Raw genomic sequence first — 13,516 nt, 5'->3', positions numbered from 1 at the left:
GAGTTAGCTTACTTGAGCACAGGCCTGAAAAAGCTGCGCTCGTAACTCACAATGCACTGGGTTTCTTCTGCGTAACGAAAAGCGGCTTGGCAGTCTGCGTCTGTTGCCGAGTCACTGCGGTACTGCTCGTAAGCGGCAAGGCTGGGAAAGCTGAACAAGGCCAAAGCAACGTTATTGGCGCCCTCTCCCGGCAGGAAATAACCGTGATGCTGGCCACCAAATTTCTCGACCAGCGGAATCCAGAGCCGCGCATAGTGCTCGAACTCAGACTGCTTGTAGGCATCAATGATGTAACGCAGATAACAGGTAACCATTGGTTTTCCTTGGAGTGATTATTGATCAGTTGCCTAGCGCCCGGAATGCTTAGTAAACCGACCAGCCGATCTTGTCACTGAGCATCTCCAGCGCTTCCAGTCCGATCAGCGAGTTACCGGCAGGGTTCAACTCTGGCGACCACACGCAAATGGAATAACGCTCAGGAACGATAGCAATGATGCCGCCGCCAACCCCGCTTTTACCGGGCAAGCCAACACGGTATGCAAAGGTACCCGCCTCGTTATACAAGCCGCTGGTGGCCATGATCGCGTTAATCTGAGTCACTTGGCGTGGGCTCATCACCCGCTCGCCAGTAAGCCTGTTGATCCCTTGGTTGGCCAGGAAGCTGAAGGCGTGCGCCAGATCCACACAGCTCATGCGTAAGGCACAGTGATTAAAGTAGCTGCGCAGTACTGAGTCGACATCGTTATGGAAGTTGCCGAACGACTGCATCAGATAAGCCGCTGCGGCGTTGCGTGCCCGGTGTTCGTATTCCGAGGCTGCCACCACGCTGTCGATCACCACGCCAGGGTTGCCGGACAGGCGTCGCGCCATGTCCCGCATGGCCAGCGAAGGCGCGGCATAGCACGATTGGTTGATATCGCAGATCACCAAGGCGCCGGTGTTGATAAACGGGTTGCGCGGAATGCCGCGCTCCAACTCTAGCTGCACCAGCGAGTTGAACGGCTGCCCGGAAGGTTCGTAACCGAGGCGCGCCCAGATCGCTTCACCCGAATGGCTGACCGCCTGGACCAGGCTGAAGACCTTGGAAATACTCTGGATCGAGAATGGCGTCCGCGCATCGCCGGCAGTAAATAACTCGCCGTCGTTACTGTAGACGGCAATGCCCAACTGGTTCGGCTCAACCCCGCCCAATGCCGGAATATAATTGGCAACTTTGCCCTGGCCAATCAACGGGCGGGTTTGCTCAATGATCTCGTCTAACAGCGCTTGCATCAGCTCACTCGTGATTAGTCTAAACGGCATCCAGCCTACAGTTGCTAGACGCATCCCGGCTACACGCAATCACACTCAACAACAAAACCCGGACAAAAAAAGGGAGCCCTAAGGCTCCCACAGAGAAACTTATTCTGCACCGCTGAAAGCGCGGCGAGCAGCCTGGTCGTGGTTATTCGATCTCGATCAACACTTCACCCGGGTTAACCCGGTCGCCCTTGGCGACGTGAACCGCTTTGACCGTGCCATCGATTGGCGCCTGCACTTCGGTCTCCATCTTCATCGCTTCGGTGATCAGCAGCGACTGGCCAGCCTTGACGCTGTCGCCCTCTTTAACCAGGACGTCAACGATGTTGCCCGGCATGCTGGTGCTGACATCGCCAGGCCCAGCGGCTTGTTTGCGCTTACCACCGGCACCCGCAACGAAGTCGTTAAGCGGCTCGAACACCACCTCTTCGGGCATGCCATCAATCGACAGATAGAAGTGACGCTTGCCGTCGCCTTTAACGCCAACGCCGGTGATGTCAACGCGGTAGCTTTCACCGTGAACATCGACCACAAACTCAGTCGGCACCCCTTCACCACCCGCAGCAGCGACGCCAGTGCCGTCAGGGATTGGCAGCAAGACCTCAGGCACCAATGTGCCGGCTTCGCGCTCTTCCAGAAACTTGCGGCCGATGTCCGGGAACATGGCGTAGGTCAGCACATCTTCTTCCGACTTGGCGAGCGCACCGATTTCGCTGCGCAGCTTGGCCAGCTCTGGTTTGATCAGGTCGGCCGGACGGATGTCGATCACTTCTTCACTGCCGATCGCCTGTTTGCGCAGCGTCTCGTTGACCTTGCCCGGCGCCTTGCCGTAACGGCCTTGCAGGTAGAGTTTGACCTCGTTAGTGATGGTCTTGTAGCGCTCACCGGCCAATACGTTAAACACCGCCTGGGTGCCGACAATTTGCGAAGTTGGCGTCACCAACGGCGGGAAACCAAGGTCTTCACGAACCTTTGGAATCTCGGCAAATACTTCGTTGATACGGTTTAGCGCGCCCTGCTCTTTAAGCTGGTTGGCGAGGTTGGACATCATCCCGCCTGGCACTTGGTTGACCTGCACGCGGGTATCGACTGCGGTGAACTCGCTTTCGAACTGGTGATACTTCTTGCGTACCGCGTGGAAGTACAACCCGATTTCCTGGATCAGCGCCAGGTCGAGGCCGGTGTCGTACTCGCTGCCGCGCAGTGCAGCAACCATCGACTCAGTGCCCGGATGGCTGGTGCCCCAAGCGAAGCTGGAGATAGCGGTGTCGATATGATCAGCACCGGCTTCAATCGCCTTGAGCTGGCACATGGAACCCATGCCTGCGGTGTCGTGGCTGTGGATAAAGACCGGCAGATCGATTTCATCTTTCAGCGCCTTGACCAAGTCGGCCGTGGCGTATGGGGTCAACAGACCAGCCATGTCCTTGATCGCAATTGAGTCGATGCCCATGGCCTGCATGGCCTTGGCCTGATCCACATAAGCCTGCGTGGTGTGCACCGGGCTTACGGTGTAGCTGAGAGTGCCTTGAGCGTGCTTGCCCGCCGCCTTGACGGCTTCGATGGATACGCGCAGGTTACGCACATCATTCATCGCGTCAAAAATGCGGAACACGTCGATGCCGTTAACTGCCGCCTTGGCGACGAACGCCCTGACCACATCATCGCTGTAGTGCCTGTAACCGAGCAGGTTCTGGCCACGCAGCAACATTTGCAGGCGTGTATTAGGCAGCGCAGCCTTGAGTTGGCGCAGACGCTCCCACGGGTCTTCCTTGAGAAAACGCACGCAGGCATCGAATGTGGCGCCGCCCCAGACTTCCAGCGACCAGTAACCGACCTGATCGAGCTTGGCGCAGATTGGCAGCATGTCGTCGAGGCGCATACGCGTGGCCAGCAACGACTGGTGAGCGTCGCGCAGGATGGTGTCGGTAACAGTGATTTTCTTAACCATTTCTCAATTCCTCACAGGCCAGCGTGGGCAGCAATTGCAGTGGCGATGGCGATGGCCAGGTGCGACGGGTTACGTTTGATCGAGTATTCAGTCAATTCCGGGTGGCTTTCGACGAAGCTGGTGTTGAACTGACCGCTACGGAATTCCGGATTGCGCAGAATCTCTTGGTAATAGGCAGCGGTGGTCTTGACCCCCTGCACGCGCATGTCATCCAGGGCGCGCAAGCCGCGGTCCATGGCCTCTTCCCAAGTCAGCGCCCAAACAATCAGCTTGAGGCACATCGAGTCGTAATAAGGCGGAATGGTGTAGCCGGTATAGATCGCCGTATCGGTACGCACGCCAGGTCCACCAGGCGCGTAGTAACGGGTGATCTTGCCGAACGAGGGCAGGAAGTTGTTCTTCGGGTCTTCGGCGTTAATCCGAAACTGCAGGGCAAAGCCACGGTGAATAATGTCTTCCTGCTTGACCGACAGAGGCAAGCCCGAGGCGATACGAATCTGCTCGCGAACAATGTCGATGCCGGTGATTTCTTCGGTGATGGTGTGCTCCACCTGCACCCGCGTATTCATCTCCATGAAGTACACCTCGCCTTCGGCGAGCAGGAACTCCACGGTACCAGCATTCTCATAACCCACAGCCTGCGCCGCACGCACCGACAGGTCGCCAATGTAGGCGCGTTGCTCGGGGGTTAGCTGGGGGCTGGGCGCGATTTCGATAAGCTTCTGGTTGCGCCGTTGAATCGAGCAGTCGCGCTCAAACAGATGCACGACATTGCCGTGGCTGTCCGCGAGAATCTGCGCTTCGATGTGCTTGGGATTAACGATACATTTTTCGAGGAAGACCTCGGCGCTGCCGAAGGCCTTGGTCGCCTCGGAAATCACCCGTGGGTAAGCCTGCTCAAGCTCGGCCTTGCTGTTGCAGCGCCGAATACCACGACCGCCGCCGCCGGATGTGGCCTTGAGCATCACCGGATAGCCAATGCGTTCGGCTTCAGTCAGTGCCTCGGTAATATCGGCGACGTTGCCTTCGGTGCCGGGTGTCACCGGCACGCCAGCCTTGATCATGCTGCGCCGGGCTTCGGTCTTGTCGCCCATGCGCCGGATCACTTCAGCGCTTGGACCTATGAACTTGATCCCTCGTTCGGCACAAATGTCAGCCAGTTCGGCGTTTTCCGAAAGAAATCCATAGCCGGGGTGCAGGGCATCACAACCTGTTTCGACCGCCAGATTGACCAGCTTGCGTGGATTCAGATAACCCGCCAGCGGGTCATCGCCTAGGCTGTGTGCCTCATCGGCACGCTTGACGTGCAGCGCCATGCGGTCAGCGTCGGAGTAGACTGCCACCGAGCGAATGCCCATCTCGGCGCAAGCACGCACGATGCGCACGGCAATCTCGCCACGGTTAGCAATCAGGATTTTCTTGATCACAAGTATTGCCCTCGAGCATTGGCCTAACGAACGCCGCTCTATCCAGTTCTTGTAAGCGGTTGTGTCTTAACCCTACGCCGCTTAATCAATTACCTAAAATCAATAATTATTTGATTACTCATAAGTAAAAACTTATATGTAGGTTTTCCGGCCTGGCTTTTTGCTTTGATCGAGGCCACAAAACCACTAGAGCAAGGCAGAAAACCATGCGTAAATCATTGATGCGAATGACACTTCGCCAAATGCAGGTGTTTCGCTCAGTCTGTGAGCAACAGTCTTACAGCCGCGCTGCCGAGGAAATGTCGCTGACCCAACCAGCCGTTAGTTTGCAAATTCGCCAACTGGAAGAGCTCATCGGCCAGCCACTTTTTGATTACGTCGCTAAAAAACTGCACCGCACTGAAGCCGCCGAAGCCTTGTTGCGCGCCAGCGAAGATATTTTTGGCCGACTGGAAAGCCTGGACATGCAACTGAGTAACCTGCAGGGCTCGCTGCAAGGCCAACTGAGCTTGGCGGTTGAGTCCAGCGCCAAATACTTCATTCCCCACTTATTCGCTGCATTTCGCCGCCAATACCCGGAAATTAACCTGCAACTTACCGTGGTTAATCACGCCCAGGCAGTCAAGCGACTCAGCGCAAACCGCGATGATTTGTTGATCTTGTCGCAGGTGCCAACCGATATGGCACTGGAGTTTTTACCCTTTCTGAACAACCCGATCATCGCGGTAGCACCAGCCGACCATCCACTGTGCACGGAGCAAACGCTGGATTTGCAAGCACTGACGACTTACCCGCTACTGACCCGCGAGCTGGGCTCGGGCACCCGCAAAGCCTGCGAAGAGTATTGCCACCAGAAGCGTGCGCACTTCGCCAATACCTTGGAGTTTGGGTCTTTTGAAGGGCAAATAGAGGGGGTCATCGCGGGTTTGGGCATCGCCCTACTGCCAAGGCATGCCGTACGCCGAGAGCTCGACTGCGGGGTGCTGCAAGAGTTACCCGTGCGCGAGCTACCTCTGCTGCGCAGCTGGTGCGTGGTCCATCCGCGCGGCAAGTATCTGTCACCCGTGGCGCAGGAATTCTTCACCTTTGTGCGCAACCAACGCAGCCAAATCACCTTGTTGGCTGAGCGCTTCAGCCTGCCGCAAGCAAAGCCAGAAGCAGTTGCCCCCGGCATTGGCTCGAACGGTTAGGGAGCCTCTGAAAAACTACTACGCTCGATATTACGGGGGCAGCCCTTGCTGCGTTAAAAAACTGCTCACCCCTTCGGGGCTGAACGAACTTTAGTTCAGCCCCGAAGGGGTGAGCAACGCGAATCAAATGCTCATTTAGGCTACTAAAGTCGAGCGCGCCCCCGGTCGCTTTTTCGCAGTTTTGACTCGCTGGCGCTCGCCCTCCGGGCCAGCCTTTGGCTGTTACTCCCGTTGGTCGTTGCGCCTTGTCCTATCATCGCTCGCTACCTTTTTCAGAGGCCCCTAGTGTGCTGGGTGCGCAACTGCACGGCCTAGCTCACGCGAGGCAGCGATATAGTTGACGGCAATCAATTCAGGGTAATCGGACAGCTCCTGTTGCAGCAGGCGCTGCTCGGAGTAGCTCTCAATGGCACGACGGTATTCCATACGGCGCTGATCAACCAATTTACGCCGAGCTTTGGCCTGGCTGTTAACGTACGGCTGCGATTCATCCATATAGCGCGACATGATCAGACTCCCAGACTGAATATCAGGAGCCTCAGATTCGCCATAAAACATGACAACTTTGCGGCAAAACAGTGAAGTTGCGGTGAACAGAGACGAAGCAACCCGCGCGCAACACTCCCTAGAACAAAGCATCCAGCAGCCGATGCCACACAATACCCGCCCCGAGATAGAGGCGCTGCAGCCCATGCAGTGGGATTTGCCGTCCTGAGCGAGAAGGGCTCAGATATCCTCGGAGGCTCGCACCGACTTGGGCGACAAACGCAGACTACGCAAGCTGCGCTTAACGCTCTTGAGGTGATTGACCAGGCCTGGGCCACGGGCCATGGCAACGCCCATGGCGAGTACGTCAATGACGACCAGGTGAGCGATACGCGAAGTCAGCGGGGTATAGATTTCGGTGTCTTCATGGACATCTACCGCCAAGTTGACGCTGGCCAGGTCAGCCAGAGGCGTCTGGCTCGGACATAAGGTGATCAGCGTGGCACCGGCTTCACGCACCAGATTGGCCGTTACCAGCAGGTCCTTGGAGCGCCCCGACTGGGAGATACAGATCGCTACGTCGTTGGGCTTGAGCGTGACTGCCGACATCGCCTGCATGTGCGGATCGGAATACGCGGCGGCAGTGAGCAGCAAACGGAAAAACTTGTGCTGGGCGTCAGCCGCCACCGCACCCGATGCACCAAAGCCGTAAAACTCGACTCGCTGGGCATTGGCACAGGCTGCAATTGCTTGCTGCAAGGCTTGCGGATCGAGCTTTTCACGCACTTCCATCAAGGTGTGCAGGGTGGTGTCGAAGATCTTCAGACTGAAGTCAGAGACCGAGTCATCTTCATGGATGGCAAACTGGCCAAAACTGGCACCTGCAGCAAGGCTTTGCGCCAGCTTCAGCTTGAGATCCTGAAAACCGGTACAGCCGATCGCCCGACAAAATCGCACGATTGTGGGCTCGCTGATGCCTACGCTGTGCGCAAGCTCGGCCATGGAGCTATGCATGACAGCGGCGGGATCAAGTAGCACGTGATCAGCCACTTTAAGCTCGGATTTACGCAGCAAATGGCGCGATTGAGTGATGTGCTGCAACAAATTCACAAGAGTAGACTCGGTATTTAACAGGCATATGAGTCGTCAGGGACCTGGCCAGGGGGGAAACCGCACAGGGTGCAGGCCTAACGACACGGCGATGTAATCATTGGTGTAGTGACTTTGTAGTTATACTACATGAATGCCTGTCCCGCACTGTTTAACCGAGCTGGAGTTGCGATTTTGAGTATTGCTTGTGACATGTTGGTTTTTGGCGGCACCGGTGACCTGGCCCTGCATAAACTGCTTCCAGCGCTCTATCACCTGCATCGCGACGGTCGCTTGCACGCCGATATGCGAATCATCGCCTTGGCGCGGAGCAAACACAGCAGTGATGACTACAAAGCACTCGCGCAGCGCCACTGCCGTGTACAAATCGCCAAGGCAGACTTCGACCCGCAATGCTGGCAAACCTTCAGCGCCCGCCTCGATTACTTCGCCATGGACGCCTCGCAAAGTGCCGACTTCACTCGCTTGAAGCGCTACCTGGGCGACACCAACGCACGGATACGGGTTTACTATCTCGCCACTGCACCCAACTTGTTTGAAGCCATCGCCGCCTACCTGAAAACCGCAGGCCTGGCCGACCCCTATTCGCGCATCGTGCTGGAAAAACCCATCGGCCATTCCCTGCAGTCGGCACAAGCCATCAATGCGTCGCTGGGCTGCGTATTCGACGAGTCTCAGGTGTTTCGCATTGACCATTACCTGGGCAAGGAAACCGTGCAAAACCTGATGGCACTGCGCTTTGCCAATATGCTGTTTGAGCCCATCTGGCGAGCCGCGCACGTCGATCACGTGCAAATCAGCGTCTGCGAGACCCTTGGCATCGAAAATCGCGGCAATTATTACGAACACGCCGGGGCAATGCGCGACATGGTCCAGAACCATTTGCTGCAACTGCTTTGTCTGGTTGCCATGGAGCCTCCGGTGCGCTTTGACGCGGAGTCGGTGCGTAACGAAAAGGTCAAGGTGCTCGAAGCCCTGAAACCAATAACCGGCCAGGATGTTCGCGATAAGACCGTGCGCGGGCAATACAGCGCCGGCCAAATTGGCAACCAGCAAGTTGCGGCGTATTACTTCGAAAAAAATGTCGATAACGACAGCGATACCGAAACCTTCGTCGCGATTGAGGCCCAAGTCGAAAATTGGCGTTGGGCCGGGGTGCCGTTTTACCTGCGCACTGGCAAGCGCCTGAGTGAAAAGACCTCGGAAATCTTGATTCAATTCAAGCCCGTGCCCCATGCACTCTTTGGCGAGGGTGATGCCAACCAGCTACTGATTCGCCTGCAACCGGAGGAGCGCATCAGCCTGCACATGATGGCCAAGAACCCAGGCAAAGGCATGAAGCTTGAACCGGTCGTGCTTGATCTGAACCTGGCAACCGCATTCAAGCAACAGCGCCGCTGGGATGCTTATGAACGCTTGCTGCTTGATGTGATTGAAGGTGACTCAACACTGTTTATGCGCCGTGATGAGGTCGAGGCTGCCTGGCGCTGGATTGACCCGATCATCAAGGGCTGGCAACAGCATTATCAGCATCCGCGACCCTATCCCGCAGGCAGCAACGGGCCAGAACAAGTGCAGCACCTGCTTGAGCGCCATGGTCGTAAGTGGATGTAAGCTCAGTGAGGCCGCGCCTCGATAACCTCCACTAATTTCGGCGGCAAATAGCGGCTCAACTGATTGTTGCTCAAGGGCAATAGTTTTGGCAGCAGTTGAATCAATGCCAGTGGGCTGAGCCTGGCGCAAACACTGGCCTGGCGCTGCATAGACAGCATGCCGATTACCCGCGCCACAGCCTCCATATTGCGCCGTTGTGCAGCCTCTTCGACCAAACGCGATAAAAAGTCTGTGGAACAACCACGCAGCCCCTGCCCGGCAACCGGCAGGTTCTGCATGTGTTCGAGAATCGACACCACATAGGCTTCGTTATTAAGCGCAAAGAACAACAGTTTCAATTGCGCCGCAGAGAGAAAGTTGGCGAAGTCCGCCGCTGTTGAGAATGCGGAAATCCTGCACAACTCCTGGGTCAGCTCGATATGGAACTCCTCGGGCAGGATCATATAGTCATCGCGTATGGCCTGTGGCTGCAGGTACCTGACCACCTGGGCAATCAGCGGCATGGGCATGCTTTGGGTGAGGCGGGAGAATTGCTCGGTCGACAACTGGGTGATGAGTTCCGCAGCCTGCTTGGGCCGGATTCGTCCGAGTATCGCCCGCTTAAATGGCCGTGGAATTCTGCCTCTACAGGCCATCAATAGACGTACAGCAACGTTGATCTGCGCAGAACCGGACATGGCATCTTCCTTAAAGCCAACTCTATTTAATCATTTCATTGTCACGCCTGAGCCGGGATCAATCAGCACGCCTGACTCCCATTCAACTCGGCGAATTGCCAATTAACATCACAACTTTGTGCTTGCCGTAACCGACCAATCGATAGCAAATGAATGATCCTATTTGACACTTCCCAAAGGCCGTGAAAATGGCTTGAATCGGCTCATAACAGACGCATTTTCACGTTATTCGCGCAAACCCCGGACTGATTGCTTGAACAGTGGTTTGCCCTACGTGCGCCAGCCCCCTAGAATGCTGCGATGCATGATGATCTCTCGCTTCTCCTCAACTCCCTGAATGACGCACAACGCCAGGCCGTAGCGGCCAGCCTTGGCCGTCAATTAGTCCTGGCTGGTGCTGGCTCCGGTAAAACGCGCGTGCTGGTGCACCGTATCGCCTGGTTGATCCAGGTTGAAAACGCCTCGCCCCACAGCATTTTGTCGGTCACCTTTACCAACAAGGCCGCCGCCGAAATGCGGGCGCGTATCGAGCAGATGCTCGGCGCCAACCCGGCTGGCATGTGGGTCGGCACCTTCCACGGCTTGGCCCATCGCTTATTGCGTGCTCATTGGCAGGAAGCTGGCCTGAGCGAAAACTTCCAGATTCTCGACTCCGACGACCAGCAACGCTTGGTCAAGCGGGTAATTCGCGAGCTTGGCCTGGACGAACAGCGCTGGCCACCACGCCAGGCGCAATGGTTTATCAACGGCCAGAAAGACGAAGGCCTGCGCCCACAACACACCCAGCCCGGTGGCGACTTGTTCCTCGCTACCATGCTGAAGATCTACGAAGCCTATGAAGCAGCTTGCGCGCGGGCTGGGGTCATCGACTTCTCCGAGCTGCTGCTGCGTGCGCTGGACTTGTGGCGCGACAAGCCGGGCCTGCTGGAGCACTACCAGCGCCGCTTCCGACATATCCTGGTGGACGAATTCCAGGACACCAACGCTGTGCAATACGCCTGGCTGCGCATCCTTGCCAAAGGCGGCGACAGCTTTATGGTGGTGGGTGATGACGACCAGTCGATTTACGGCTGGCGCGGCGCCAAGATCGAAAACATCCAGCAGTTCTCCAACGACTTTGCCGACGCAGAAGTTATCCGCCTGGAGCAAAACTACCGCTCCACGGCTGGCATCCTCAAGGCAGCCAATGCGCTGATCGCCAATAACCAAGGGCGCCTGGGTAAAGAATTGTGGACCGAAGACGCCGATGGCGAGCCCATCAGCCTCTATGCGGCCTTCAACGAACACGATGAAGCGCGCTATGTGGTCGAGTCGATTGAAGATGCGCTGCGCAAAGACGGCCTCAAGCGTAGCGAAATCGCCATTCTGTACCGCTCCAACGCCCAATCGCGGGTGCTTGAAGAAGCGCTGCTGCGCGAGAAAATCCCTTACCGCATTTATGGCGGCCAACGCTTCTTCGAACGCGCCGAAATCAAGAACGCCATGGCCTACATGCGCATGCTTGATGGCCGTGGCAATGATGCGGCACTGGAACGGATCATCAACGTGCCGGCACGCGGGATCGGCGAAAAAACCGTCGAAACCATCCGCGAGTTTGCCCGCAGCAATGATGTAGCGATGTGGGAAGCCATCCAGTTGATGGTTGCTGGCAAACTGCTTCCGGGGCGGGCGTCTGGCGCGTTGGCAGGCTTTATCGAACTGATTGAGAACCTCGCCACCAAAGTGCTGGAAATGCCGCTGCACCTGATGGCCCAGACCGTTATCGAGCAAAGTGGTTTGATCGCTTACCACCAAGCTGAAAAAGGCGAAAAGGCCCAGGCCCGCATTGAAAACCTTGAGGAACTGGTCAGCGCCGCGCGCAGCTTCGAGAACGACGAAGATGACGAGCAAACGCCGCTGCAAGCCTTTCTCGGCCATGCCTCGCTTGAGGCCGGTGATACCCAAGCCGCCGAGCATGAAGACAGCATCCAACTGATGACCCTGCACAGCGCCAAGGGCCTGGAGTTTCCGCAGGTATTCTTGGTCGGCGTCGAGGAAGGGCTGTTTCCGCACAAGATGAGCCTTGAAGAACCCGGTCGCCTCGAAGAAGAGCGCCGCCTGGCCTACGTTGGCATCACCCGTGCCATGCAAAAACTGGTGATCAGCTACGCCGAAACGCGGCGCCTGTACGGCAGCGAGACCTACAATAAAGTCTCGCGTTTCGTGCGTGAAATCCCGCCTGCATTGATCCAGGAAGTGCGCCTGTCCAACAGCGTCAGCCGTCCGTACGGTGGCAGCAGCCAGGGCACCAGCAGCAGTTCGATGTTCGCTGGCAGTGAAATCCCACAAACCGCATTCAGCCTCGGTCAACGTGTGCGCCATGCGCTATTCGGCGAGGGCACCATCCTCAACTTTGAGGGCTCCGGCGCGCAGGCACGGGTACAAGTTAATTTTGAAGATGAAGGCAGCAAGTGGCTGATGCTCAGCTACGCCAAATTAGACGCGTTATAAAAACAGCCGCACACAGGGGAAAGAAACAATGAATCGCCGCAATTTGCTCGGCGCTGCCGTCGCACTATTGGCCACCATGGGGTTGGCTGGCTGCAAAGAAGAAGCCAAGACCACCGCTGCTGAAACCAGTAAGCCAGCCCAAAGCTTCCACTGGAAGATGGTCACCGCCTGGCCCAAGAACTACCCCGGCCTTGGCACGGCGGCCGAACGCCTGGCAGAACGCGTAGCGACCATGAGTAATGGGCGCCTGAGCATCAAGGTTTACGCCGCAGGCGAGTTGGTACCCGCGCTTGAAGTCTTTGATGCCGTCTCACGCGGCACAGCTGAGCTTGGCCACGGCGCGGCGTATTACTGGAAAGGGAAAGTCCCCGCAGCGCAGTTCTTCACTGCCGTGCCTTTTGGCCTCTCCGCCAGCGAGATGAATGCCTGGCTGAGCAAGGGCGACGGCCAGAAACTCTGGGACGAAGCCTATGCGCCCTACGGCGTCAAACCCATGGTCGTGGGCAATACCGGCATGCAGATGGGCGGCTGGTACAACAAGGAAATCAACTCGCTCGACGACCTCAAGGGCCTGAAAATCCGCATGCCGGGGCTCGGTGGTGAAGTGCTCAGCCGTTTAGGCGCTACCACGGTCAACCTGCCGGGTGGCGAAGTCTTCACCGCACTGGAAACCGGTGCGATTGATGCAACCGACTGGGTCAGCCCGTACAACGACCTGGCATTTGGCCTGAACAAGTCGGCGAAGTATTACTACTTCCCAGGCTGGCAAGAGCCGCAAGCAGTGCTGGAATTGCTGGTTAACCAGAAAGCCCTCGACAGCTTGCCGCAAGACCTGCGCGCCATCCTCACCGAAGCCACGCTGGCCGCGAACCAGGACATGATGGACGACTACGTTTATCACAACGCCACAGCCCTGGTTGAGCTGAAGAAGCAAGGCACAGAGCTCAAGCGCTTCCCCGATGAAGTACTCGCTGCAATGAAAGAGCAATCCAGCGCGGTACTGGATGAACTGGCCGGGCAAAGTGAGTTGAACACACGCATCTGGAATTCAATGAAGGCCTTCCAGGAACAGGTCACGCCAATGCACGAAGTCTCTGAAAAAGAGCTGTACAACTGGCGCTGAGACTGAGCCTTCTTAAGCCGATGCTCTGTGCACATAATGTGTTGAGGGCATCGGTGCCTCGCCCCTGCATTGAGTGCTCAGCGCAGAAAAAACCCGAAACATACTCTCGCTAGTCATCCAGCAGCCGCTGGCGCAGTATCCCGCGCATA

Annotated in this window: 11 protein-coding genes; 4 read left to right on the top strand and 7 right to left on the bottom strand. The window is 56.9% G+C overall.

What is annotated here, in order from left to right:
• Positions 1-8: 8 nt before the first annotated feature.
• From AACY26_RS10120 to AACY26_RS10105, 4 genes are all read right to left on the bottom strand, one after another.
• A complete protein-coding gene (locus AACY26_RS10120) occupies positions 9-314 on the bottom strand; it encodes an NIPSNAP family protein (RefSeq protein WP_339513598.1) in 306 nt (101 codons plus the stop codon).
• 49 nt (positions 315-363) lie between these two features.
• Entirely contained in the window at positions 364-1,272 is a 909-nt protein-coding gene (glsB, locus tag AACY26_RS10115; RefSeq protein WP_339513596.1) for a glutaminase B, read from the bottom strand.
• Positions 1,273-1,444: 172 nt separating this feature from the next.
• Complete coding sequence (gene oadA, locus AACY26_RS10110) at positions 1,445-3,250, bottom strand: sodium-extruding oxaloacetate decarboxylase subunit alpha (protein ID WP_339513594.1); 1,806 nt, start codon at positions 3,248-3,250, stop codon at positions 1,445-1,447.
• Positions 3,251-3,261: 11 nt separating this feature from the next.
• The gene (locus tag AACY26_RS10105) at positions 3,262-4,677 is read right to left on the bottom strand and encodes an acetyl-CoA carboxylase biotin carboxylase subunit (protein ID WP_087518845.1); all 1,416 of its coding nucleotides are present in this window, start codon (positions 4,675-4,677) and stop codon (positions 3,262-3,264) included.
• A 206-nt stretch (positions 4,678-4,883) separates the two neighbouring features.
• On the opposite strand from AACY26_RS10105, the gene AACY26_RS10100 reads away from it, so the two are divergent.
• The gene (locus tag AACY26_RS10100; protein ID WP_339513591.1) at positions 4,884-5,867 is read left to right on the top strand and encodes a LysR family transcriptional regulator; all 984 of its coding nucleotides are present in this window, start codon (positions 4,884-4,886) and stop codon (positions 5,865-5,867) included.
• Between the two features lie 282 nt (positions 5,868-6,149).
• Here AACY26_RS10100 and AACY26_RS10095 read toward each other — a convergent pair whose 3' ends face one another.
• Entirely contained in the window at positions 6,150-6,374 is a 225-nt protein-coding gene (locus AACY26_RS10095; RefSeq protein ID WP_339513590.1) for a PA3496 family putative envelope integrity protein, read from the bottom strand.
• A gap of 219 nt (positions 6,375-6,593) precedes the next feature.
• Positions 6,594-7,463 carry a transcriptional regulator HexR gene (gene hexR / locus AACY26_RS10090; protein WP_339513588.1) on the bottom strand — a complete coding sequence of 290 codons (870 nt, stop codon included), beginning with the start codon at positions 7,461-7,463 and terminating at the stop codon, positions 6,594-6,596.
• A gap of 174 nt (positions 7,464-7,637) precedes the next feature.
• Between hexR and zwf the strand changes: the two genes are divergently transcribed.
• Positions 7,638-9,077, top strand: a complete 1,440-nt coding sequence (gene zwf, locus AACY26_RS10085; protein ID WP_339513586.1) for a glucose-6-phosphate dehydrogenase — start codon at positions 7,638-7,640, stop codon at positions 9,075-9,077.
• Positions 9,078-9,079: 2 nt separating this feature from the next.
• Here the strand turns inward: zwf and AACY26_RS10080 are convergent, their stop codons facing one another.
• Complete coding sequence (locus AACY26_RS10080; RefSeq protein ID WP_339513584.1) at positions 9,080-9,754, bottom strand: hypothetical protein; 675 nt, start codon at positions 9,752-9,754, stop codon at positions 9,080-9,082.
• Between the two features lie 300 nt (positions 9,755-10,054).
• Here AACY26_RS10080 and uvrD point away from each other — a divergent pair, with 300 nt between their 5' ends.
• Both uvrD and AACY26_RS10070 read left to right on the top strand, forming a co-directional pair.
• Positions 10,055-12,244 carry a DNA helicase II gene (gene uvrD, locus AACY26_RS10075; RefSeq protein WP_339513582.1) on the top strand — a complete coding sequence of 730 codons (2,190 nt, stop codon included), beginning with the start codon at positions 10,055-10,057 and terminating at the stop codon, positions 12,242-12,244.
• A 28-nt stretch (positions 12,245-12,272) separates the two neighbouring features.
• On the top strand, positions 12,273-13,367 hold the full coding sequence (locus AACY26_RS10070) for a TRAP transporter substrate-binding protein (protein WP_339513580.1): 1,095 nt from the start codon (positions 12,273-12,275) through the stop codon (positions 13,365-13,367).
• The last annotated feature ends 149 nt before the right edge of the window (positions 13,368-13,516 follow it).

This window comes from Pseudomonas sp. RL_15y_Pfl2_60, assembly GCF_963970595.1.
Lineage (GTDB): Bacteria > Pseudomonadota > Gammaproteobacteria > Pseudomonadales > Pseudomonadaceae > Aquipseudomonas.
Note: the sequence above shows the minus strand (reverse complement) of the source record. Positions and strands in the feature narration are given on the sequence as shown.